This is a genomic window from Pseudomonas sp. ATCC PTA-122608 (assembly GCF_001952855.1).
In the GTDB taxonomy this organism is placed as follows: Bacteria; Pseudomonadota; Gammaproteobacteria; order Pseudomonadales; family Pseudomonadaceae; genus Aquipseudomonas.
In genome coordinates this window covers 1-22,077 of the sequence record NZ_LPNO01000017.1, presented here as the reverse complement: position 1 = coordinate 22,077, position 22,077 = coordinate 1, and the positions used below count along the sequence as shown (strand labels likewise).

General features: G+C 60.5%; 19 protein-coding genes and 3 pseudogenes. 9 read left to right on the top strand and 13 right to left on the bottom strand.

Annotated features, from left to right (window positions below; genetic code table 11):
- Positions 1–52 precede the first annotated feature (52 nt).
- Positions 53–526: a hypothetical protein gene (locus AU074_RS16615; protein WP_143503596.1), complete on the top strand. Its 474-nt coding sequence runs from the start codon at positions 53–55 to the stop codon at positions 524–526.
- Here AU074_RS16615 and AU074_RS16610 read toward each other — a convergent pair.
- The gene (locus AU074_RS16610; RefSeq protein ID WP_076015630.1) at positions 496–954 is read right to left on the bottom strand and encodes a transposase; all 459 of its coding nucleotides are present in this window, start codon (positions 952–954) and stop codon (positions 496–498) included. The genes AU074_RS16615 and AU074_RS16610 overlap by 31 nt on opposite strands.
- 637 nt (positions 955–1,591) lie before the next feature.
- On the opposite strand from AU074_RS16610, the gene AU074_RS16605 reads away from it, so the two are divergent.
- The gene (locus AU074_RS16605) at positions 1,592–3,004 is read left to right on the top strand and encodes an amino acid permease (protein ID WP_076015629.1); all 1,413 of its coding nucleotides are present in this window, start codon (positions 1,592–1,594) and stop codon (positions 3,002–3,004) included.
- Between the two features lie 45 nt (positions 3,005–3,049).
- Here AU074_RS16605 and AU074_RS16600 read toward each other — a convergent pair whose 3' ends face one another.
- The 5 genes from AU074_RS16600 to AU074_RS16580 all read right to left on the bottom strand — a co-directional run bounded on the left by AU074_RS16600 (position 3,050) and on the right by AU074_RS16580 (position 7,498).
- Positions 3,050–4,174 (bottom strand): OpgC family protein, encoded by a 1,125-nt coding sequence (locus AU074_RS16600; protein ID WP_076015628.1) that lies wholly within the window; start codon positions 4,172–4,174, stop codon positions 3,050–3,052.
- Positions 4,175–4,317: 143 nt separating this feature from the next.
- The gene (locus AU074_RS16595) at positions 4,318–4,614 is read right to left on the bottom strand and encodes a cupin domain-containing protein (RefSeq protein WP_076015627.1); all 297 of its coding nucleotides are present in this window, start codon (positions 4,612–4,614) and stop codon (positions 4,318–4,320) included.
- A gap of 62 nt (positions 4,615–4,676) precedes the next feature.
- Entirely contained in the window at positions 4,677–4,961 is a 285-nt protein-coding gene (locus AU074_RS16590) for a putative quinol monooxygenase (RefSeq protein WP_076015626.1), read from the bottom strand.
- Between the two features lie 21 nt (positions 4,962–4,982).
- On the bottom strand, positions 4,983–6,602 hold the full coding sequence (locus AU074_RS16585) for an FMN-binding glutamate synthase family protein (RefSeq protein ID WP_076015625.1): 1,620 nt from the start codon (positions 6,600–6,602) through the stop codon (positions 4,983–4,985).
- Positions 6,603–6,733: 131 nt separating this feature from the next.
- Complete coding sequence (locus tag AU074_RS16580) at positions 6,734–7,498, bottom strand: LuxR C-terminal-related transcriptional regulator (protein WP_076015624.1); 765 nt, start codon at positions 7,496–7,498, stop codon at positions 6,734–6,736.
- Between the two features lie 93 nt (positions 7,499–7,591).
- On the opposite strand from AU074_RS16580, the gene AU074_RS16575 reads away from it, so the two are divergent.
- From AU074_RS16575 to AU074_RS16565, 3 genes are all read left to right on the top strand, one after another.
- Positions 7,592–8,413: a carbon-nitrogen hydrolase family protein gene (locus tag AU074_RS16575; protein WP_076015623.1), complete on the top strand. Its 822-nt coding sequence runs from the start codon at positions 7,592–7,594 to the stop codon at positions 8,411–8,413.
- Positions 8,414–8,656: 243 nt separating this feature from the next.
- Positions 8,657–9,982 (top strand): APC family permease, encoded by a 1,326-nt coding sequence (locus AU074_RS16570; protein WP_076015622.1) that lies wholly within the window; start codon positions 8,657–8,659, stop codon positions 9,980–9,982.
- Between the two features lie 100 nt (positions 9,983–10,082).
- Positions 10,083–10,355 (top strand): type B 50S ribosomal protein L31, encoded by a 273-nt coding sequence (locus tag AU074_RS16565; RefSeq protein ID WP_076015621.1) that lies wholly within the window; start codon positions 10,083–10,085, stop codon positions 10,353–10,355.
- A gap of 25 nt (positions 10,356–10,380) precedes the next feature.
- On the opposite strand, the pseudogene AU074_RS34885 reads toward AU074_RS16565, so the two are convergent.
- From AU074_RS34885 to AU074_RS16545, 6 genes and pseudogenes are all read right to left on the bottom strand, one after another.
- Positions 10,381–10,707, bottom strand: a pseudogene (locus AU074_RS34885) (sensor histidine kinase); the annotation flags it as partial.
- A 402-nt stretch (positions 10,708–11,109) separates the two neighbouring features.
- Positions 11,110–11,193, bottom strand: a pseudogene (locus AU074_RS34880) (hypothetical protein); the annotation flags it as partial.
- A 156-nt stretch (positions 11,194–11,349) separates the two neighbouring features.
- Positions 11,350–11,673, bottom strand: a pseudogene (locus AU074_RS34875) (response regulator transcription factor); the annotation flags it as partial.
- A gap of 116 nt (positions 11,674–11,789) precedes the next feature.
- The gene (locus tag AU074_RS16555; RefSeq protein ID WP_076015620.1) at positions 11,790–13,595 is read right to left on the bottom strand and encodes a DAHL domain-containing protein; all 1,806 of its coding nucleotides are present in this window, start codon (positions 13,593–13,595) and stop codon (positions 11,790–11,792) included.
- Positions 13,592–14,521: a cytochrome-c peroxidase gene (locus tag AU074_RS16550; RefSeq protein ID WP_076015695.1), complete on the bottom strand. Its 930-nt coding sequence runs from the start codon at positions 14,519–14,521 to the stop codon at positions 13,592–13,594. The genes AU074_RS16555 and AU074_RS16550 overlap by 4 nt, the downstream gene beginning before the upstream one ends.
- An 84-nt stretch (positions 14,522–14,605) precedes the next feature.
- Complete coding sequence (locus AU074_RS16545) at positions 14,606–16,480, bottom strand: bifunctional diguanylate cyclase/phosphodiesterase (RefSeq protein WP_076015619.1); 1,875 nt, start codon at positions 16,478–16,480, stop codon at positions 14,606–14,608.
- A 257-nt stretch (positions 16,481–16,737) separates the two neighbouring features.
- On the opposite strand from AU074_RS16545, the gene AU074_RS16540 reads away from it, so the two are divergent.
- Together AU074_RS16540 and AU074_RS16535 are read left to right on the top strand one after the other, a co-directional pair.
- Entirely contained in the window at positions 16,738–18,084 is a 1,347-nt protein-coding gene (locus AU074_RS16540) for an HD domain-containing phosphohydrolase (RefSeq protein ID WP_076015618.1), read from the top strand.
- 48 nt (positions 18,085–18,132) lie between these two features.
- Complete coding sequence (locus tag AU074_RS16535; RefSeq protein ID WP_076015617.1) at positions 18,133–18,543, top strand: NUDIX domain-containing protein; 411 nt, start codon at positions 18,133–18,135, stop codon at positions 18,541–18,543.
- A gap of 113 nt (positions 18,544–18,656) precedes the next feature.
- On the opposite strand, the gene metR is transcribed toward AU074_RS16535, so the two are convergent.
- Positions 18,657–19,574, bottom strand: coding sequence for a transcriptional regulator MetR (gene metR / locus AU074_RS16530; protein ID WP_017480097.1), 918 nt, complete (start codon positions 19,572–19,574; stop codon positions 18,657–18,659).
- Between the two features lie 383 nt (positions 19,575–19,957).
- Between metR and AU074_RS16525 the strand changes: the two genes are divergently transcribed.
- Both AU074_RS16525 and AU074_RS16520 read left to right on the top strand, forming a co-directional pair.
- Complete coding sequence (locus AU074_RS16525) at positions 19,958–20,977, top strand: alpha/beta fold hydrolase (RefSeq protein WP_076015616.1); 1,020 nt, start codon at positions 19,958–19,960, stop codon at positions 20,975–20,977.
- A 62-nt stretch (positions 20,978–21,039) separates the two neighbouring features.
- Positions 21,040–21,696: a DsbA family oxidoreductase gene (locus AU074_RS16520; RefSeq protein WP_076015615.1), complete on the top strand. Its 657-nt coding sequence runs from the start codon at positions 21,040–21,042 to the stop codon at positions 21,694–21,696.
- Positions 21,697–22,077 lie beyond the last annotated feature (381 nt).

The following is a 22,077-nucleotide window of genomic DNA, read 5'->3' as shown; positions in this document are numbered from 1 at the left end:
CGATTGATCCATTTACGCAGATTGATCGGACTTGGTTGAAGCTTAGACGGTGGTGGGCGAGTGGGAGGGGAATTGTGAGTGTGAGGTTGTTTTTGTGGTGAGGGAGTTTGTTGTGGTGAGGGGGCTTGCTGTGGCGAGGGGGCTTGCTGTGGTGAGGGGGCTTGCTGTGGTGAGGGAGCTTGCTGTGGTGAGGGGGCTTGCTGTGGTGAGGGGGCTTGCTGTGGTGAGGGGGCTTGCTGTGGCGAGGGGGCTTGCTGTGGTGAGGGGGCTTGCTGTGGCGAGGGAGCTTGCTGTGGCGAGGGAGCTTGCTGTGGCGAGGGAGCTTGCTGTGGCGAGGGAGCTTGCTGTGGCGAGGGAGCTTGCTCCCGCTGGAGTGCGAAGCACTCCCAAAAGAACCCACCCCGGTCTAACTGATAAACCGCATGCCCAGGCTTTGGGGCTGCTGCGCAGCCCAGCGGGAGCAAGCTCCCTCGCCACAGTGGTTTCTATTCCGGCTCATAGCCAGCAGGCATCCCATAGAGGGTAATCGCCGGCGCGTTCAACCAGTCCCGCTCTGATGGGATTGGCGATGATGTATCGAGCCAAGTGGCGCAAGTCTTCACCGTCCCTGATTCCCCTGTCGTGATAACCGTTCTGCCAAAAAGCGCCTGTACTATTCCTTGCCCGGTTGATCGTGTGCGTGCTGCGGGATTTAACCGCCTGCATCATTTGGGGCAGGCTGCGTTGCTCAAGCTGGACCAGCCAATGAAAGTGGTCGGGCATGATGACCCAGGCTATGGAGTTCCCCCATTTTTGCTCTTGTGCGCGCCTGAACTCGGCTACCAACAGACGACCCAGACGAAAGTCGGCAAACAGGGGATGACGATTGTGTACGACCGCAGTCACCAGATAAGCCCTGCCGGGCTCGCTGAATCTGCCGGTTCTCAGGCGATGGGATTGAGGGCGTGTTGGCATTCCATTGCATTCCTTGTTGCTCCAGATGAATTGACGCTAGCAGCCAGATAGAGGCTTTGATCCCAGAATTGTTGAGTACGTATTTCCGTGCCTGGAAACTCACTGTGGTGAGGGGGATTGCTGTGGTGAGGGAGATTGCTGTGGCAAGGGAGCTTGCTCCCGCTGGAGCGCGAAGCAATCCCAAAAAACCCGCCTCGGTCTGACTGATAAATCGCATGCTCAGGTTTTGGGTCTGCTGCGCAGCCCAGCGGGAGCAAGCTCCCTCGCCACAATGGGCTTAGGTAGGCAGGAAGCACTGAGCTAGAGCCTCCCCCCACCCGTAAATCCGCCAAAGGTAGGGGCATGACGCTGCACCATTACCGTGCAATACTCGCCGCCGTTTGGTGGCGATGATTCCTACGCTAACCAGGTAATGCTCCTCCGCCAAAGGCGCTTTTGCCGAGAGTTCTCGCTGAATCTTGCTGTTTATAGAGTGAAAACCCCTGGGTTTAGCTTTTTATACTGCACCCCCGCTGATCTGGCCCGGCCAGACCGTTTTACCCAAAAGGTGAACCGGAAACGGTACGCCATGGCAGACCCGCCATGACGCTCCGGACTCGGTGGCTCATATCCAATAACAAGACGAGGTTGTATCCCTATGCCCGCTGGCAATCACCTGCCCCAAGGCGAGACCGCTCAGGGCGGTCCGCTGAAACGCGAACTTGGCGAACGGCATATTCGCCTGATGGCCCTCGGCGCCTGTATCGGTGTCGGCCTGTTCCTCGGTTCGGCCAAGGCCATTGAAATGGCCGGCCCGGCAATCATGCTGTCCTACATCATCGGCGGCCTGGCGATCCTGGTGATCATGCGCGCCCTCGGCGAGATGGCTGTGCATAACCCGGTGGCCGGCTCCTTCAGCCGCTACGCCCAGGATTACCTCGGCCCGTTGGCCGGCTTTCTCACCGGCTGGAACTACTGGTTCCTGTGGCTGGTGACCTGTGTCGCGGAAATCACTGCCGTCGCCGTCTACATGGGCGTGTGGTTCCCCGATGTGCCGCGCTGGATCTGGGCCCTCGCGGCGCTGGTCAGCATGGGCACCATCAACCTGATCGCGGTCAAGGCGTTCGGTGAGTTCGAGTTCTGGTTCGCGCTGATCAAGATCGTCACCATCATTGCGATGGTGATCGGCGGCGTCGGCATCATTGCCTTCGGTTTCGGCAACGATGGCGTGGCGCTGGGGATTTCCAACCTGTGGACCCACGGCGGCTTTATGCCCAACGGTGTGCAAGGCGTGTTGATGTCCCTGCAAATGGTGATGTTCGCCTACCTGGGCGTGGAGATGATCGGCCTCACCGCCGGTGAAGCGAAGAACCCGCAGAAGACTATCCCCAGTGCCATCGGTTCGGTGTTCTGGCGCATTCTGCTGTTCTACGTCGGTGCGCTGTTCGTGATCCTGTCGATCTACCCGTGGAACGAAATCGGCACCCAGGGCAGCCCGTTTGTGATGACCTTTGAGCGCCTCGGCATCAAGACTGCCGCTGGCATCATCAACTTCGTGGTGATCACCGCGGCATTGTCGTCGTGCAACGGCGGCATCTTCAGCACCGGGCGCATGCTCTACAGCCTGGCGCAGAACGGGCAGGCTCCGGCCACATTCGGCACCACGTCGAGCAATGGCGTGCCACGCAAGGCGCTGCTGCTGTCGATCTTCGTGCTGTTGCTGGGCGTGCTGCTCAACTACATGGTCCCGGAAAAAGTCTTCGTCTGGGTGACGTCGATCGCCACCTTCGGCGCGATCTGGACCTGGCTGATGATCCTCCTGGCCCAGCTCAAGTTCCGCAAGAGCCTGACCCAGGCCGAACGTGACGGCCTCAAATACCGCATGTGGCTGTACCCGGTCAGTTCGTATCTGGCGCTGGCGTTTCTGGTGCTGGTGGTGGGCTTGATGGCGTACTTCCCGGATACCCGCGTGGCGCTGTATGTCGGCCCGGCGTTCCTGGTGATGCTGACGGTGTTGTTCTACGTGTTCAAGTTGCAGCCGACCCAAGCGGCAGCACGTACGGCGAGCTGATAGTCCTGCGCTCAACAAAAAGCCCCTTTCGGGGCTTTTTGTTTTTCAGGCGGTGGCGGGAGGTGCCGGTTGGGTGAGCCGTTTGTTCAAATCCAGCCAGGCCCCCAGCAGCGCCATCAGCCCGGCGCCTACCAATGCGGTGAAGATTTGCATGGCGAAGGCATCGCCGGTGATCGCATTGATCATGTCCGCCAGCGGTGCCAGCAGCACCCCCAGGCAGAACACCTCCAGGGAGTAGCGGCCCATGCGGCAGGTTTGCTGCGCCAGCCAGTTTTGCGTCCAGGCGTGGCCGGGTAACAGCTTGGCAGTGACATAGGCCAGGGCCAGAAAATGCAGCAGACGCACCGGCGACAGGTCGGTCTTGCTGATGGGGTACAACAGGTCACTGAGTGCCGACGGCATCAGCGCATCGTGGATTTCCGGCCAGCGCCACGAGAGCGTGAGAACCCCCGCCACCAGCGCATATGCCGCCGCAGCGACGAACAGCGGCTGACGCAGCAGGCGTCGGGTTTCGACGGGACGTGGTTGCCCGGCATGAATCGCCGCCGCGCCGCCCAGCACAAACAGCAACTGCCAGGTCACCGGATTGAAGTACCACACGCCGTCGGCAATCGCCGCCAGGTTCCAGCCCAGGTGCGGGGCCAGCAAGTACACCGCCAGCGAAACAGCCACCACCGCCCAGGTCTTGCGCAAGAGTAACGGCAACACCAGCGGCAGGCAGCCCAGCAGCACGATGTACAGCGGCAGCGGGTCCATCAGGTTGGGCTTGAAGCGCAGCAGCAGTTCATCCATCAGGGCTTGCTGGGGATGGGTGACGAAGTGCGTCAGGCCCATCTCTTCAACGAGGTCGCGGGTTTCCACATGGCTGTTGGCGAAGAACACGATGCCCATCAGCATTGCCAGCAGGAAGATGTGCACCACGTACAGCACCCAGGTGCGCCGCCAAATCTTCACGCAGGCGATCAGATAACCGTCGCGCTGCAGGATCTTGCCGTAGGCCAGCACCGCTGCATAACCGGCCAGGAACACGAAGACTTCCGCCGCGTCGCTGAAACCGAAGTTGCGCAGGGTGATCTGGCCCAGAGGGTTGTGGGGCACGTGATCCCAGAAAATAAAGATCAACGCCAGGCCCCGAAAAAAATCGATGCGCGGGTCGCGTCCGTTCAACATGGCAGCGGGCTCTTGAACAAGGGGTTTAGTAATGACAAGTGGACGACGGCTTCAGTCGAGCCGTACGTCGGGCGGGCGCAGGTTGGCGGTATTTGTAAGCAATTGCAAAGCTGAGTTTTTTGCTGAATGTCTCATCGCTTCGTTTAAACGTCGATGATCACCAGCGTGCCGTGGCTGCCAGGCAGCACCGCGTGGGCAATACCGGCTTCCACCAGGTACATCTGCCCGGCGCCGACGTCGATGGCCTCCTCGCCGATGGACAGGCGCAAACGGCCGTCGATCACCAATAGGCCTTCGTTGTAGTCGTGGGTTTCTTCTTCATAGGCCTGCGCGTCCATACGCAACACCTTGATCCGCGCCGGGCCGACCTGGCCCAGGCGGGTGGATTTCCAGGTGTCCGGCAGTTGTGTGGCGATGGCGGTGAAATCCAGTAACGGCATGGTGAAGCTCCTTGTTTCAACGATGCCGTTCGGTGGTCCGGTTCAGCGGGAAAGGGGATGGTTTAGAACGCGTCCATCAGCAAAACCCGGCAGGGTTTGGCTTCATATTGGTTGATCTGCGGCACCAGACGGGTGAAGTGTTCCGTCTGGCAGTGCGCATCCAGCGCGGCCTGGTCGGGCCATTGCTCGATAAAGATAAAGTGCCCGGGGTTTTTCTGGTCGACGAACAGGTCGTAGGCAATGCACAGCGGTTCCTGGCGGGTTTTCTCTACCAGTTTGGCGTACCACGGGCGCACGGTGTCGAGGTGTTCGGGTTTGATGAAGTCTTCGGCAATGACTTTCAGCATCGTATCGTTCCGTTAAAAGGATTAAGCCGCCGCTATTTCATTCGGCTCAAAACTGTCCGCCCGCGCCATCTGCCACATGCGCGAATAAAACTCGCCGTTCACTTCGCCGGTGAGCAACTCACCTGGCTTGAGGAACACATGCAGCTGCGAGAACAACTTGATCTCGGTGGCCGACATGCGCCGCACCAAGTGCTTGGCCGACAGTTGCGACGGGTGATCGAGACCGGCGGCGGCGAGCATTTCGGCCAGTGCCTTCAGGGTGTTGCGGTGGAAGTTGAACACGCGCTGGGCCTTGTCCGGCACCACCAGTGCGCGTTGGCGCAGTGGGTCCTGGGTGGCCACGCCGGTCGGGCATTTGTTGGTGTGGCAGCTTTGCGACTGGATGCAGCCAATGGCGAACATGAAACCCCGCGCCGAGTTGGCCCAGTCGGCACCGATGGCCAAAACGCTGGCGATGTCGAACGCGCTGACGATCTTGCCGCTGGCGCCGAGTTTGATCTTGTCCCGCAGGTTCAAGCCCACCAGGGTGTTGTGCACGAACAGCAGGCCTTCGCGCAGCGGCACGCCGATATGGTCGGTGAACTCCACGGGCGCGGCTCCGGTGCCGCCTTCCTTGCCGTCCACCACGATGAAGTCCGGGAGGATGCCCGTTTCGAGCATCGCCTTGGCGATGCCCATGAATTCCCACGGGTGGCCCAGGCAGAACTTGAAGCCCACCGGTTTGCCGCCCGACAGCTCTCGCAGTTGGGCGATGAACTGCATCATTTCGATCGGGGTGGAAAACGCACTGTGGCGCGACGGCGAGATGCAGTCTTCGCCCATCATGATGCCGCGGGTCTCAGCGATTTCCTTGGTGACCTTGTGCTTGGGCAGGATCCCGCCGTGGCCCGGTTTGGCGCCTTGGCTCATCTTGATTTCGATCATCCGCACTTGCGGGTTCTGCGCCTGCACGGCGAAACGTTCCGGGTCGAAAAGGCCGGCGCTGGTGCGGCAACCGAAGTAGCCGCTGCCCAGTTCCCAGGTCAGGTCGCCGCCGTTTTCCCGGTGATACGGGCTGATGCTGCCTTCGCCAGTGTCGTGGGCGAAATTGCCGAGCTTGGCACCCTGGTTGAGGGCGCGAATCGCGTTGGCGCTCAACGAGCCGAAGCTCATGGCCGAGATGTTGAACACCGAGGCCGAGTACGGCTGTGTGCACTGCGGGCCGCCGACGATTACGCGAAACGCGCTGGGGTCGCTCAACGGCGCAGGGCGCATGGAGTGGCCGATAAACTCAAAGCCGGACTGGTACACGTCGATCAGCGTGCCGAAGGGTTTGTCGGCGCTTTCGTTCTTGGCGCGGGAATAGACCAGCGAGCGCTGGGCCCGGGAAAAGGGCAGGGCGTCGCTGTCGGATTCCAGCAGGTATTGGCGGATTTCCGGACGGATACCTTCCACCAGGTAACGGATATTGCCCAGGATCGGGTAGTTGCGGCGCACCGCGTGGGGGCTTTGCAGCAGGTCGAAAATGCCGATCAGGCTGAGAATGCCGGTGACCATCGCGATCGGCCACAGCCATTCGTGTTCGATAAACGGCATGCTGGCGAGGGTGAAAATGACGCAGACGGCAAAGAACGCGTAACGGCTTAACAAGGACAGGCTCATACAGGGTTCCTTAGTTTTTATCCTGTAGCAGCAAGCTTGCTCGCGAAGGTCGTTAACGATAGCGCGGGTTGTCTGGATGACCGCGGTGCATTGACGTTTTTCGCGAGCAAGCTCGCTCCTGCAGGGCTCGATCAGGCGTTTTGCGCCTGCAGAAAAATCGAGAACAGCTCCGACTGGGATTTGATCCCTAGCTTGCTGTACATGTGCTTTTTATGGACTTTCACGGTTTCAACAGAGATTTCCAGCTTACGAGCGATTTCCTTGCTGGAGCAACCACTGAGCATCAAACGGCCCACATCCAGCTCCCGCGCGGTGAGTTGCGCGCCCCAGCCATCGTTGTGGATCGGCGGCTCCGGGGCGCTTACCTGGTTGAGTTCATGGGGCAGGCGTTGGCGCAGCAAGCTCAATACCCACGGCTGGATCAGCGACAGCAGGGCAATCTGCTGCGGGTCAAAGCGCTGTTTGGAGCCCAGGGACAGGCATAAGGTTCGCCCGTCCGGCTGCTGGCAGTTGAACTGGATTTCATCGGCCACCACGTTCAACCGGAAGTAGCGCTGGTAGTACTCGGTCAGCTCGAAATGCTCCGGGGCCACTTCTGCCAGGCGAAACAGCCCGGTGCGCGAGTGCTCGCGGCTGGCGATGTAGAAGGGGTCGAGCAGGTATAAACCGTTGAGGTAATCCTGGAACAGATGGTCCGGCTCACCGTCCTGGCCCGGGCATTCGGCGAACACCAGGGGCTTGTGCTCGCTGCTGAACAGCAGTACCACCCAACTGTCGAACGGCACATATTGGTCCAGCAACCGGACCAGCTGCGTCCAGAAATTCGGCTGGTCCAGGGCGTCTATCATTTGCCCCACCGAACGGTGCCAGGCGATGTCTTCCAGCGACAATGTCATGCATCTACCCCCATAGGGTTAACCCGGCTGCGTAATTTCCCGAGTGTTCGCGGCTGCGCATACTGCGCCACAGATAAAGAACAAGGAATCACCATGAAGGTCGAATTTGCCCAGCTGGCAGGCCGCGATAACGGCACAGCTTACAACCTTGAGCGCGCGTTGGCGGCAATTGCTGCGTGTGCGGCGGATACCCAATTGGTCGTATTCCCGGAAACCCACCTGATGGGCTTCCCGACCGCCGACACCGTGGCCGATGTGGCCGAGCCGGTGGAAGGCCCCGCCGTCCAGGCGATTATCCAGGCGGCGCGCGCGCGCAATATCGCGGTTGTCATCGGCATGGCCGAGAACGACGCCGGCCAGTTCTATAACACCACCTTGATGATCACCCCGGACGGCATCGCCCTGCGTTATCGCAAGACCCACTTGTGGGCCTCGGACCGCGGCGTGTTCACCGCGGGCGACCGCTACGCCACCTGCGAGTGGAACGGCGTGCGCGTGGGCCTGTTGATCTGCTACGACATCGAATTCCCGGAAACCGCCCGCGCCCTGGCGCAGTTGGGCGCTGAAGTGTTGATCGTCACCAACGGCAACATGGACCCGTACGGCCCCACCCACCGCACCGCGATCATGGCTCGCGCCCAGGAAAACCAGGCGTTTGCGCTGATGGTCAACCGGGTGGAAGAGGGTGATGACGGCCTGATGTTTGCCGGTGGCAGTGCGCTGGTGGACCCGTTTGGCACGTTGCTGTTTGAAGCCGGGCGCGAGGCAGGGCAGTTCAGCGTTGAACTGGACCTGGGGCAACTGGCGGCGGCGCGACAGGACTATCGCTACCTGGATGACCAGCGCTTGAAATTGCCGGGGGAGGTGATTGAGCGCGAGGACGGGGCGCGGGAGTTGTTGATCCCGAAACCCTGACCTCGATCTTATGGCAAGGATGCTGTTGTGGCGAGGGAGCTTGCTCCCGCTGGGGCGCGAAGCGGCCCTAGGATTTTGGGGCCGCTGCGCAGCCCAGCGGGAGCAAGCTCCCTCGCCACAACAGGTGTAATCACCACAAAAGTTGCACCCGTTCAAAAAGCTGCTTCAACCATAAAAATTATTGCGTTCGCTGCACCGACTTCAGTTCTGCCATAAATCTAATAATCGCGCGGAGAATCGCTCATGGCTCGTTTGCAACGCACCCTGTCGTTAGGGTCGGTGGTGCTGTTTGGCATCGCCTATATGACACCGATCATTGTCCTGGGCACCTTCGGTATCCTGGCGCAATCCACCGCCGGGATGGTCCCGGCCGCTTACCTGGCCGCGCTGGTGGCGATGTTCTTCACCGCCATGAGCTACGGCCGTATGGCCTCGGCGTTCCCGGTGGCCGGTTCCGCCTACAGCTACGTGCGCAAGGCCATCAGCCCCAAGCTCGGGTTTATCGCCGGGTGGGCGGTGTTGCTCGACTACCTGTTCCTGCCGATGGCCATCTGGCTGATCGGCGCAGCCTACCTGCATTCGGCCTTCCCGGCGGTGCCGCAATGGGTCTGGGTACTGGCGTTTATCGGGGTCACCAGCGTGATCAACATCATTGGCCTGAAACTCGCCAACGGCATCAACGCCTTGCTGATGCTGGTGCAGTTCCTGGTGCTGATCGCCTTCGTCGCGCTGTGCATCCACTACATCGGCGGTGATGCGAGCAAGCCGCTGTGGACCGTCACTCCGTTCTTCAACGGCCAGATGCAAATGCCGTTGATCATGAGCGGCGCGGCGATCGCCTGCTATTCGTTCCTGGGCTTTGATGCGGTCAGCACCCTGACCGAAGAAACCCGCGACCCTCGCCGCACCATTCCCCGGGCGATCATGCTGATCACCCTGATCGGCGGGCTGATCTTTGTCGGTGTGTCGTACTTCGTGCAGATCGCCCATCCATCGTTCGAATTTACCGACGTGGATTCCGCAGCCTACGAGATTGCCCGCAACATTGGCGGCGACCTGTTCGTGTCGATCTTCCTGATCGGCCTGATCGTCGGCCAGTTCGCCTCGGGTTTGTCGGCCCAGGCCAGTGGTTCGCGGTTGCTGTTTGCGATGGGCCGCGACGGGGTATTGCCCAAGTCGTTCTTCGGCACCTTGCATGCGCGCTTTGGTACGCCGGTGAACAGCATCCTGCTGTGCGCGGTGGTGGCGTTACTGGCGTTGAAACTGGACGTCACCACCTCCACCTCGTTCATCAACTTCGGTGCGTTCCTGGCTTTCAGCCTGGTAAACCTGTCGGTAATCTTCCACTACTGGATCGGCGCCCGGCAGCGCGGGTTGCGGGAGCTGGTGTTGTTCCTGGTGTTCCCGATCATAGGCCTGGTGGCGGATTTGTGGTTGATGGTCAGCCTGGATCACCTGGCGATCTACCTGGGCCTGAGTTGGTTGGCGATTGGCCTGGTATACCTGGGTTTCCTGACGCGGGGCTTCTCCCAACAGCCACCGGAAATGGACTTCCAAGAAGCCGCATAGAAGTTCGGGGTCTATTCTTATTGCAATCGGTTCTCGTTTGGGTGCGTCATTTGTGTTACTGTATAACACTAGATGTTCACCCAGACGCCCCGGAGGCCTTATGAAACCTGGTATCCACCCCGACTATCGCACCGTGTTGTTCCATGACACCGCCGCCGACGTTTTCTTCCTGATCGGTTCCACCGTGGACACCGACCGCACGCAAAAACACAGCGACGGCAACACCTACCCTTACGTGCTCCTCGACGTGTCCAGCGCCTCGCACCCGGTGTACACCGGCCAGCAGCGCAAGACCCAATCCGAAGGCCGCATCGCCGGCTTCAACAAGCGGTTTGCGTCGTTTGGTTCGAGCCCGAAGAACGCCGAAGCCTGAGCCTGTCCCCTGTAGAGGTTTGCCTTTACAGGGGATCTGTCGTCTGGCGAATCGGCAACACCACCCGAAACGTCGTGCCTTTGCCGACTTCGCTGTTCACAGAAATAGTCCCGTGATGCTTCTTCACAATCCCATACGACAGTGACAGCCCCAGCCCTGTCCCTTCGCCCACCGGCTTGGTGGTGAAGAACGGATCGAAGATTTTCTGCACGCTCTCCGGCGCGATTCCGCAGCCGGTGTCCGCCACTTCCAGCCAGACCTTGTCGCCCTCCACGCCATTGCTGAGGGTGATGGTGCCGCGTTCCGGGCCCATCGCCTGGGCGGCGTTGATCACCAGGTTCATCACCACCTGATTGAGCTGCGAGGCCAGGCATTCAATGTCTGGCAGCACCTGGAAATGCTTGACCACATCGGCCTTGTACTTGAGTTCGCTGGCGACGATGTTCAGGGTTGAGTCGATGCCGTGTTGCAGGTTTGCCCACTGCCATTTCTCGTCGTTGTCGACCCGCGAGAAATCCTTCAGGTCCTTGACGATCTGCGCCACGCGACCAATACCATCCTTGGATTCGAGAATCAGAATCGGGATGTCCTCCTTGAGAAACTCCAGGTCCAAGGCCTTGCGCAGGCTTTGCAATTGCGTCAGGCATTCGCCGGGTGCGAGGGCTTCTTCGGCCTGCCGATAGGCGTCGAGCATCTGCTGCAACTGTTTGAAGTAGCCGTCCAGGGTGCTCAGGTTGGAGGAGATGAACCCCACCGGGTTGTTGATTTCATGGGCCACCCCCGCTGCGAGCTGGCCCAGGGACGCGAGCTTTTCCGACTGCACCAATTGGCTTTCCAGTTGCTTGCGTTCATCGATTTCCAGCTGCAGCGCCTGGCTGGCCAAGGTCAACGCCTGGGTGCGTTGCTCCACCAGATGTTCCAGGTGACTGGTTTGCAGGGACGCACGCCGGGCCATGTCCCATTTGGCGGCGAGGGTGTTGGCCATCTGTTGGACTTCGATGTTGTCGAAAGGCTTTTTCAGGATCAGCAGACGGTCATGGGCCTGCAGGCGAAACAGCAGTTCTTCCCAGGAGTAATCGGAGTAGGCGGTGCACACCACCACTTGCAGTTGCGGGTCGACTTTCCATAATTCTTCGATGGTTTGCGCGCCGTCCCAGCCCTGGGGCATACGCATGTCGACAAAGGCCAGGGCGTAGGGGCGCTCTTGTTGCGTGGCCTGGCACAGCAGCTGCAATCCTTCCTTTCCGCCGTAGGCCGAATCCAGTTCAAAAGCCTGGGCCTGGGGTTTGACGCTGGCGCCAAACAGGGCCGTTTCCATCTTGTCCAGTTCCAGGTTCGCGTCCACGGGCGGCATCAGAATCTTGCGAAAGTCTTCATGAATCGACGGGGTGTCATCGATCAATAAAATGCGCCGGTTGGGTGCTTGATTCATGCTCATGTCCGTGCGGGTTCCAGTGGAATATGCAGGGTGAACAGCGCGCCTTTGCCCGGGCCGTCGCTGTGGGCGGTGAGGCGGCCCTTCATTTCCAGGGCGGCCAGGGCGCAGCTGTGCAGGCCAAAGCCGTGGCCTTCCTTGCGGGTGGTAAAACCGTGGGTGAAGATTCGCGTCATGTTTTCCGCGGGTATGCCTTCGCCTTCGTCCTTGACGCTGATCTGCAAGGTCCCGTCGTCCAACGGCATTACCGTCAGGGTCATTTTCCGGGTGCGATCGGTGAGGTTGGACATGGCGTACTTGGCGTTGCTGATCAGGTTCACCAGGATCAGCAGCAACCGATGCTTGTCGGCCATGATCTCGGGGACGTCGTGGTAGTCCTTGACCACCGTCACATGGTGGCGGCTCAGGGCCCCGGAATTCATGCGCAGGGCATCTTCCATCAACGCGCTGATATGCACCGGCTCCAGCAGCGTGGATGCGCCGGCGTAGGACTGCTGGGTGGAAACAATATCCTTGATGTGGTCGACGCTTTTGCTCAGTTGCGCCAGTTCCTCGGTGAGGCCCTGCTGTTCAGTGGCGATGGCTTCGACCAACTGGTTCAGGTAATCGGGCAGCAGCTTGCCTTTTTCATCCTCGGTGAGGAAGGTGCCCAGGTCGCGGCGGTGTTCATTGATCAATTGCATGGCCTTGCCCAGCCCCAACGCCTTGCTGGTGCGCAGCTTGCGCGTCACCAGCTCGGCCGAGATATTCACGCTGTTGAGCACGTTGCCGACGTTGTGCAGCACGTTGGTCGCAATTTCCGCCATGCCGGCCTGGCGGGCGCTGTCCATGAGCTCACTTTGGGCATCCTTGAGTTCCCGGGTACGTTCCTCGACACGTTGCTCAAGGCTTTCGTTGACCACATGCAAGGCCCGGTTGACCCGGTTGATCTCGGCGAAACTGCGCAACAGGCGAATCGCCAGGTACAGCAGCAGTGCCACCAGCAAGGTGGAAAACACCAGCAGGTAGCGATGGTATTTCTGGTCGAGCAGGTCAGACGCGGTCTGGTCCTGATTGAGCTGGTTGGTGAGGTCGTCCAGGCGTTCGGCCAGCGGCACGGCGGCGATGCGTTCGAGCAGGTCGTTGACCAAGGGTTGTTCCCGCAGGATCAGCGCAATGTGATTGCTGAGAATTTCCACCGGCACCTGGAACGACTCGGGCAGGCTCAGTTTATTGATCGCCAGCGTGTTCAGGCCCACCAGAATGTCGGCGGCCTTGTCGTCGCTGGTCACCTGGGCGAATTCGAGGCTGCTCAGGAGCACGTCGTAGGTGTCGGTGGCGATGCTTTGCTGGAGCAGTTTGTCGGCGTTGGTGAGTGCCAGGAACTGCGCCTGGATATCGTCTTCGGCGGTGGGCAGGAAGGCCAGGGAGTTGCGCAGCACGGCGTTATGGGACTTGAACTGGTCCACCAGCCGGGCTTTTTCGTCGATCGCCTGGCGATAGGCGTCCTGGCCGGCCTGCCAGCGGGCGGGGTCTTCGTGACGGTGCTGCGATTCGCGCTGCTCAAGGCTGACCCACAGGCGGTTCATCTCGGTGAGGGGCGCGACCAGTGGGTCGTAGTTGTGGGTCAGGGCAATCCGGGCCTTGAGTACTTCACTGTCCCATTGTGAGTTCAGTTGCTTGATTTCGCGGATCAGGTCGCGGGATTCGGTGTAGGTGCTGGTCTTGTCGCTCGATGACTTGAGGTACAGGAATACCAAAGTCGAGGCGAGTATCAGGGTCATGGCGCTGAGCATGAATTGGGTGGCGCGGCGGGAGAGCCTCATAGTGGTTTGCCTGCCCATTCGCCGGTCAGGGTTTTCAGGAACAGCACGATCAAGGTCTTGTCTTCAGCCGAGGGAATGCGCCCCAGCTGGTACTTGAACATCACGTCGACGGCTTCTTCGAGGGTCTTGGCCGAAGCGTCGTGAAAGTACGGGGCGGTGACCGCCACATTGCGCAGGCTGGGCACCTTGAACACGTTGCGGTCTTCCTCGTCCTTGGTCAGCAGGTAGCGTCCCAGGTCGGCTTCGGTGGGGTTGCCACGGGCCTTGAAGTAGTCATCCATCACGCCGAATTTCTGGTACATGTTGCCGCCGATATTGGCGCCCTGGTGGCAGGCGATGCAGCCGTACTCCTTGAAGCGCTGGTAGCCGTATTTTTCCTTGAGGGTGAGGATGTCGGTGTTGCCTTGCAGGTATTGGTCGAAGCGCGAATTGGGGGTGAGCAGGGTACGTTCATAGGTCGCCAGGGCATTTTGCACAGTGGCGGGCGTGATGCCGTCGGGGTAAATCTGCCGGAACGTCGCCTGGTAGTGAGGAAGTGCCGACAAGGTCTGAATCACGGTTTTCCAGTCGTTGCCCATTTCCATGGGGCTGGTGACCACTTGTTCGACCTGTGCCTCCAGGGTGTCGACCCGTGCGTTCCAGAATTGCTTGAAGTTCAGGCTGGCGTTGAACACGGTCGGGGTGTTGAGCGCCACCGGCTTGCCGTCGAACCCCAGGGAAAACGGCTGATTGTCGACGCCGCCGGTTTGCAGGTCATGGCAGCTGGCGCAGGACTTGGTGTTGTTGACCGACAGTTGTGTTTCATTGAACAACTGGCGCCCCAGCTCCACCGTTGCCGGATCCAGTTGCGGTATTGGCGGCAGCGACTTGAGTGGTTCGTCCAGCGGCGCGGCCATCACCGGCAGGCAGGTCGCCAGCCAAAACAGCGTGGCGAGCCCGGGCGCCCGTGAAGACCGGTGAACGTAGCGTGGCGTGGCGTCGCTCAAGCGATGATTCCTTGGGGCAGAAGGTTATTGGCTGGGCATCAGGGTGCGTCGCCCGGCTTGCATGAACTGGGCGAATTCATCGGCGGCCACCGCCTTGCTGAACAGGAAGCCCTGTCCTTCTTCACACTGGTGGGCCTTGAGGAAGTTCAGTTGCTCAACGGTCTCCACGCCTTCGGCAATGATGTTCAGGTCCAGGCTTTTACCCAAGCTGATAATCGCGCTGATCAGTTGCGCGTCCTGGGTGTTTTTACTCAAGCCACGAATGAACGACTGATCGATTTTCAGCACATCAATCGGAAACCGCCGCAGGTAGCTGAGGCTGGAATAGCCGGTGCCGAAGTCATCCACCGCCAGGCGTACCCCCATGGACTTGATCGCCCGTAAGGTCACCAGGGTGTCTTCGACGTTTTGCATCAGCACACTTTCGGTAATCTCCAGCTCCAGCAAGCCCGGCGCGAGGTTGGTGCGCTCGAGGATGGCGGCCAGGTTGGCGATAAAATCCCGCTGGCGAAAATCGATGGCCGAGATGTTCACTGAAATACAGATCGGAGCCAGGCCGGCTGCCTGCCAGGCTTGCGCTTGCTCGCAGGCCTGGCCCAGCACCCATTGGCTCAGGAGCACGATCAGGCCGCTGTCCTCGGCCACCGGGATAAAGACCGACGGGTAGATCCAGCCGTGACCGGGCTGGTACCAGCGAATCAGGGCTTCCGCACCGACGATTTGCCCACTGCTCAAGTTCAGTTTCGGCTGGTAGTGCAGCATAAACTCGTTGCGTTGCAGGGCCAGCCGAATCGCGGTCTCCAGGCTTTGCTGTTCCTGGGCGCGGCGGTTCATGTCATCGATGAAAAAGCTGAAGTCATTCGGACCATGATCCTTGGCGGCGTGCATGGCAGTTTCGGCTTTCTTGATCAATTCCACGGCGCTGAAGCTGTCGTTGGGGTAAATGCTGATGCCCAGGCTGGCGGTGACGCTCAGGTCGTGGCCGGCGACGTAGCGGATGTGACTGACGGCCTTGAGGATTTTTTCAGCGATGTGCTGGGTTTGCTGAGGATGATGAACGTCGTTGAGGATCAGCACGAACTCGTCGGAGCCGTAGCGAAATACCGAGTCTGACTCGCGCACCGTCGCTACCAGGCTTTGGCTGACTTGCTTGAGCACTTCATCACCCACCGGGTGGCCCAGAGCGTTATTGATGCGCTTGAAGCGGTCCAGGCCGATAAACATCACCGCCAATTGGGTGTCATGGCGCCGGCAAGCGGCGATGGCCTGGGTCAGCCGGTCCCCCAGCAGCGTGCTGTTGGGCAGGTCGGTGAGGGCGTCGTATTGCAGCAGGTGCGAGACCTTGAGCAGTTCCTGCACCCGTTCCTCCACCGTACGCTCCAGGCCCATCAGCTTGAGGGCAGCATCCTGTGCAAGCTGCCATTTCCAGGTCAGGGCACTGGCCATCTGGCGGATTTCGAGGTTGTCGAAGGGTTTTTTCAGGATCAGCAGTTGGTCGTCGTATTTGAGGCGCGCTTCGATGGCTTCGAAGGAATAGTCGGAGTAGGCCGTGCACAAGGCGATTTGCAGGTGGGGGTCCACAGCCCACAGTTGCTCGATGGTCTCCAGCCCGTCCCAGCCCGGCGGCATGCGCATGTCGATGAAGACCAGGGCGTAGGGAGTGTTGGCGGCCAAGGCCTTGGTCACCAGGTCCAGCGCTTCCTGGCCTTGGTAGGCCGAGTCCAGCAGGAACGTCTGGCGTGCGGCCGGGGCGGTACCGAACAGGGTCTCTTCGATGCTGTCCAGGGATTGGCCGCCGTTGGGGTCGGCTTCGAGGATTTTGCGGAAGTCTTCGTGGATCGACGCGGTGTCGTCGACGATCAGGATCCGCCGGTTGGCCCTCGCGGAGCGCGGGTTCACGAGCGGTTCCGGGACGCGCTCAACTGCATATTCTGGCGCATATGGCTTCCTTACCTTAAGTGCATCGGTAAACAGGGGCGGTCATGGGCTTCTTGCCACAAGCATAGTTGGCTCCCTTGAATAAGTCGGCCAGTTGGCGTCAAATCAACGCCAGTACCCCCGCATTCATCTAGCGCTCAATGCTCCAGCAAGTACAGCGATTGATGACGACGGGCGCGCAATGGTGCAATTTTGTGTCATTGAAAGGAGGTGTCGCCATGGACGAGCAACTTGCTACGACTGCCCCCTACACCCCCACGATTTTGCTGGTCGACGACGAAGAGTCGATCCTCAATAGCCTGCGCCGTTTGCTGCGAGGCCAACCCTATGACGTGCTGCTGGCCGGCAGTGGCGCCCAGGCCCTCGAAATCATGGCCGCGCGGCCCATCGACCTGGTCATGACCGACGCCCGCATGCCGGCCATGGACGGCGCGATGCTGCTGGCCGAGACCCACCGGCTGTACCCGGCCACCACGCGCATCCTGCTGACCGGCTACGCCGACATGAGCATGATGATCAAGGCGATCAATGAAGGGCAGATCCACCGCTATATCAGCAAACCCTGGAATGACGAGGAAATGCTCCTGACCCTACGCCAGTCTCTGGAGCACCAGCATTCCGAGCGCGAGCGGCTGCGCCTTGAGCAACTGATCCGGGAGCAGAACGACCAGTTGAAAGCCCTCAACGCCACCCTGGAAAAACGCGTGGTGGCGCGCACCTCCGAGCTGCAGCAGACCGCCGACATGCTCGACCTGGCCTACGATGAACTCAAACGCAGCTACGTAACCGGCACCGAGGTGTTTTCGCTGCTGGCCAACCTGCGGCTGCCCAAGGAAAAACAGACCAACCGCCAACTGATCGAACTGATCCGCGTGTACTGCAAGTTCCACCCCATGGACGAGGCCAGCGCACGCGACCTGACCATGGCCGCCGCGCTCTACAACATCGGCAAGTTAAGCTGGAGCGACAGCATGATGGTCTCTCCCAGCGACCTACTGCACAGCACCGACCGTGAGCGTTATCGGGCGTATCCGACCCAGAGCGAATCGTTGCTGATGACCCTGGAACCGATGAAAGACGCGGCACGCTTGATCCGCCATCACCAGGAACGCTGGGACGGTACTGGCTTTCCCGACCACCTCAAGGGCGATGCGATTCCGGAGGGCTCGCGGCTGTTGAAGCTGGCAGTGGATTTCATCGAACTGCAACGCGGCTTGATCCTTGAACGGCAGATGAACAGCGATGAAGCGCTGATCTACATCCGCAAATACGCCGGGCGCCTGTACGACCCGGAGATGGTGGAGGACTTCATCCAGGCCTGCGCCGCGTTCCTCAGCGACGTGACCCTGGGCGATCCTACGGTGAAAGTCCTGACTACCCGCGAACTGGCCGAAGGCATGGTGCTGGCGCGCAACCTCAACGCCGACAACGGCATGCTGCTGCTCAACGCCGGCAAGGTGTTGAACCTGCCGCTGGTGGACAAACTGATTGCGTTCGAGGCCATGGAAGGCGCGAAGTACAGCGTGTTTATCAAGGAGCCGGATGAAGCGCTGCTTTCGGGTTGAGGCTGGTTCATGGGATCCTTGCACCTTTGTATTCAAGGCAACCTTTCCATGACCTCCACCATTCGCATCGCCGCCGCCCTGCTGATCGGCAGCGACGGCCAGACCCTGCTGGTACGCAAGCGCGGCACCCAGGCCTTCATGCAGCCAGGCGGCAAAATCGACGCCGGTGAGCAACCTGCCGAGGCTCTGGTCCGTGAGCTGCACGAAGAACTGGGCCTGCGGATTGACCCGGCGGCAGCGGTGTACCTGGGCCAGTTTTCGGCCCCGGCGGCGAATGAGCCGGGGTTTGTGGTGCAGGCCGAGTTGTTCCAGGTGCACATCGACGTGGCGGTGACACCGGCTGCCGAGATTGAAGAAGTGCGCTGGATCGACCCGGCCGGCGACGGCGATTTGCAGCTTGCGCCGCTGACCCGGGACTTGATTCTGCCGTTCTATCGCTCCTCTCTAACGGGTGCCTGAAACTGTGGCGAGGGAGCTTGCTCCCGCTGGGGCGCGAAGCGGCCCCAAGATTTCTGGGTCTGCTGCGCAGCCCAGCGGGAGCAAGCTCCCTCGCTACAGGTATCCGCTATTTATCAGCGTACGGCGCTGACTCCATCCAGGGTCGAAAACGAGGTGTCCTTGGCCGTCAGCAAAAAGTCGCGCATGTACGGCGCATCCAGCATGTCGGCGCGAATCCCGGCGTACAGCGTGGCGAACAAGCCTTTCTCCCCCAGCCGCTTGGCCTTCACATAACCCCGGGAGCTGTATTCATGCAGTGCCCAGTGGGGCATGCCGCACACGCCGCGACCGCTGGCCACCAACTGCATCATCATCACCGTCAGTTCCGAGGTGCGTACCTGGGCCGGTTCCACGTCGGCCGGTTCCAGGAAACGGGTGAAGATGTCCAGGCGATCGCGCTCCACCGGGTAGGTGATCAGGGTTTCGCTGATCAGGTCTTCGGGCACGATGTACGGCTTGTTCGCCAGCGGGTGCTGATTGGCCACGGCGAGCATGGCTTCGTAGGTGAACAACGGCACATAGGTGATGCCCGGCAGTTCCAGCGGGTCGGACGTCACCACCAAGTCCAGGTCGCCACGGGCCAGGGCCGGTAACGGCGCGAAGGCGAAGCCGGAGGCCAGGTCCAGTTCCACTTCTGGCCAGGCGTCGCGGAACTGGTCGATGGTGGGCATCAGCCACTGGAAACAGCTATGGCACTCGATGGCCATGTGCAAACGCCCGGCCGTGCCACCGGCCAGGCGTGCGATGTCGCGTTCGGCGCCGCGCAGCAAGGGCAGGGTGGCGTCCGCCAGTTGCAGCAGGCGCAGGCCGGCGCTGGTGAAGCGCAGTGGCTTGGTTTTGCGCACGAATAACTGCATGCCCAGGCGTTCTTCAAGCTCCTTGAACTGGTGGGACAGGGCCGATTGCGTCAGGTGCAAGCGCTCAGCGGCTTCCACCAGGCTGTCGGCTTCGCGCAAGGCGTGCAGTGTCTTGAGATGGCGGATTTCGAGCACGGGGTCTCCATGAATATAACTTGTGACAAATTCGGATCGGTTGAGTTTGTCTCATGTTGTTATGCCTGTCGACCGTCGTGCTCAAGTTCGGGGGGGCCTTCACGGTCGGTCAGCAGCAACGCCAGTTAGCACGTCCCGGCGGGGCGTGCGCCGTTAGAGGTGTGACCGGGTTGAGAACTGCCTGCAACGGCAGGAGTTGCTCGGTACTCAGTTGCCCTTGGGCTTCGGCCAGTTGTCCGCAGTGCGGGAGCAGGCTTTGATAGAGAGGTATCGAGACGACCATTGAGCGGCAGTCACGAAATTGTCACGCAACTGTGGCAGCGCGCTTGTACAAAGTTCATCAGACTCGCGCTCTACTGGGGTTCTGCGTTTCGGTGTTTTTCATGCGCGTGTTGTTTTTCATGGCCGCTCTATTGTTCGGCCTGCCGTCCTTTGCGGCTTCTCGATGTGATGTAAATGTGCCGACCCAACGGGTCGATCTGGAACAGGTAAGCCTGGCCTACCAGAGCATTGGTCGCGCCTCCGACCCGGCCTTGTTGCTGGTGATGGGCCTGGGCGGGCAGTTGATTCACTGGCCGGACGAAGTGGTGGTGGCCCTGTGTGAGCAGGGCTTTCGGGTGATTCGCTATGACAACCGTGACGTTGGCTTGTCTACCTGGCGCCAGGCACCGGCCAGCGCCAACCTGACGTTCGAAGTCCTGCGCTACAAACTCGGCCTGCCGGTGGCGGCGCCCTACACCCTGACGGACATGGCCGACGACGCGTTGGGCTTGATGGACGGCTTGCACATCCAGCAATTCCACGTGCTGGGCGCGAGCATGGGCGGGATGATCGCCCAGCACCTGGCGGCCATGGCACCGCAACGGGTGGAAAGCCTGACCCTGATCATGACCAGCTCCGGCGCCGAAGGCCTGCCGGCACCGAGTGCGGCGTTGGTGCAACTGTTGTCACGGCGCAGCGCGCCCAATCGTGAAGTGGCCCTGGAACAACAGGCCGACCTGCTGGCGGCGCTGGGCAGTCCTTATGTGAAGGATGATCGCAAGGTGTTGCTGCAGCAGGCGGCGCAGTCTTACGACCGGGCGTTCAACCCCGAGGGTGTGAAGCGCCAGATCATGGCGATCCTCGCTGAGCCCAGCCGGGTGGCGCTGCTCAACCAGCTGCGGGTGCCGACCCTGGTGGTGCATGGCACTGCCGACCCGCTGTTGCCGGTGATGCATGGCGTGCACTTGGCGGCGCATATCCAGGGCAGCCAGTTGCGGCTGATCCCGGGGCTGGCCCATCGGTTTCAGGAGGCGTTCAAGGCGCCGTTGCTGGCGGCGGTTTTGCCCTATTTGCAAGCGCATCGTGAGGATGCGGCGCATTGGGCGCAGATCGACCCGGTGGTACCTGCGAAGGTTTTGTAAGGGCTTGACGGGGTGTATCGTGGGACCTTTCCGGCGTTTAATGCCAGCGAGGTTGCCTAGTCATGAGTACTCCCCTGAAGATCGATTTCGTCAGCGACGTGTCCTGCCCCTGGTGCATTATCGGCCTGCGTGGCTTGACCGAAGCCCTGGACCAACTGGGCCCGGAGGTGCAGGCCGAGATTCATTTCCAGCCTTTTGAACTGAACCCGAATATGGCTGCTGAAGGGCAGAACATTACTGAGCACATCACTGAGAAATACGGCTCCACGGCTGAGCAGTCCCAGGCTAACCGGGCGCGGATTCGTGACATGGGCGCGGCGTTGGGGTTTGCGTTTCGCACCGATGGGCAGAGTCGTATCTACAACACGTTTGATGCGCATCGTTTGTTGCATTGGGCGGGGCTTGAGGGGTTGCAGTACAACCTTAAGGAAGCGCTGTTCAAGGCGTACTTTACGGATCAGCAGGACCCGTCGGATCACCGGACGTTGGTGGGGATTGCCGAGGGTGTTGGGTTGGATCGCGTACGGGCTGAAGCGATTCTGGCCTCGGATGAATATGCCGCCGAGGTGCGGGAGCAGGAGCAGTTGTGGGTGTCTCGCGGGGTGACTTCTGTGCCTACGATCGTGTTTAACGATCAGTATGCGGTGAGTGGAGGGCAGCCGGCTGAGGCGTTTGTCGGGGCGATTCGGCAGATTATCAGTGAGGGGGGCAAGGGCTGATCGGTGTACATATCCGTTTCTTCGGTAACGGCTGCCTATGGTTCCGCTCTTACAGCGGGTCACTTTTGAAAAGCGCAAAAGTAACCAAAACGCTCTGCCCCGCCTGTCGGCACCTCGCCTAGGCTCGGTGTTCCCTCACTCCGGCATTGCTCCGCGGGCCGCCGCGACGGGCCATCCATGGCCCGGCGCGGCTAAACCGGCGTCCTGCCGGTTTACCCGCTCCGCAATACCTGCGTTCGGCCTCGGGCTGAATGGGGCAGTCAGATCAAAATCAAAAGCAGATCAAAAGCAAGAGCACAGCGGCCTCCCGGCCGGCTTGAGTGTTAAAAGCAGAGGCAAGATCCAGAGCGAAAGCAGAGCTGCTTTTCTGTGGGAGCGGGC

What these genes read in the sequence shown, in the direction of transcription:
- AU074_RS16610 (WP_076015630.1), bottom strand. Translation starts at nt 954, where the DNA reads ATGCCAACACGCCCTCAATCCCATCGCCTGAGAACCGGCAGATTCAGC.
- AU074_RS16605 (WP_076015629.1), top strand. Translation starts at nt 1,592, where the DNA reads ATGCCCGCTGGCAATCACCTGCCCCAAGGCGAGACCGCTCAGGGCGGT.
- AU074_RS16600 (WP_076015628.1), bottom strand. Translation starts at nt 4,174, where the DNA reads ATGTTGAACGGACGCGACCCGCGCATCGATTTTTTTCGGGGCCTGGCG.
- AU074_RS16595 (WP_076015627.1), bottom strand. Translation starts at nt 4,614, where the DNA reads ATGCCGTTACTGGATTTCACCGCCATCGCCACACAACTGCCGGACACC.
- AU074_RS16590 (WP_076015626.1), bottom strand. Translation starts at nt 4,961, where the DNA reads ATGCTGAAAGTCATTGCCGAAGACTTCATCAAACCCGAACACCTCGAC.
- AU074_RS16585 (WP_076015625.1), bottom strand. Translation starts at nt 6,602, where the DNA reads ATGAGCCTGTCCTTGTTAAGCCGTTACGCGTTCTTTGCCGTCTGCGTC.
- AU074_RS16580 (WP_076015624.1), bottom strand. Translation starts at nt 7,498, where the DNA reads ATGACATTGTCGCTGGAAGACATCGCCTGGCACCGTTCGGTGGGGCAA.
- AU074_RS16575 (WP_076015623.1), top strand. Translation starts at nt 7,592, where the DNA reads ATGAAGGTCGAATTTGCCCAGCTGGCAGGCCGCGATAACGGCACAGCT.
- AU074_RS16570 (WP_076015622.1), top strand. Translation starts at nt 8,657, where the DNA reads ATGGCTCGTTTGCAACGCACCCTGTCGTTAGGGTCGGTGGTGCTGTTT.
- AU074_RS16565 (WP_076015621.1), top strand. Translation starts at nt 10,083, where the DNA reads ATGAAACCTGGTATCCACCCCGACTATCGCACCGTGTTGTTCCATGAC.
- AU074_RS16555 (WP_076015620.1), bottom strand. Translation starts at nt 13,595, where the DNA reads ATGAGGCTCTCCCGCCGCGCCACCCAATTCATGCTCAGCGCCATGACC.
- AU074_RS16540 (WP_076015618.1), top strand. Translation starts at nt 16,738, where the DNA reads ATGGACGAGCAACTTGCTACGACTGCCCCCTACACCCCCACGATTTTG.
- AU074_RS16535 (WP_076015617.1), top strand. Translation starts at nt 18,133, where the DNA reads ATGACCTCCACCATTCGCATCGCCGCCGCCCTGCTGATCGGCAGCGAC.
- AU074_RS16525 (WP_076015616.1), top strand. Translation starts at nt 19,958, where the DNA reads ATGCGCGTGTTGTTTTTCATGGCCGCTCTATTGTTCGGCCTGCCGTCC.
- AU074_RS16520 (WP_076015615.1), top strand. Translation starts at nt 21,040, where the DNA reads ATGAGTACTCCCCTGAAGATCGATTTCGTCAGCGACGTGTCCTGCCCC.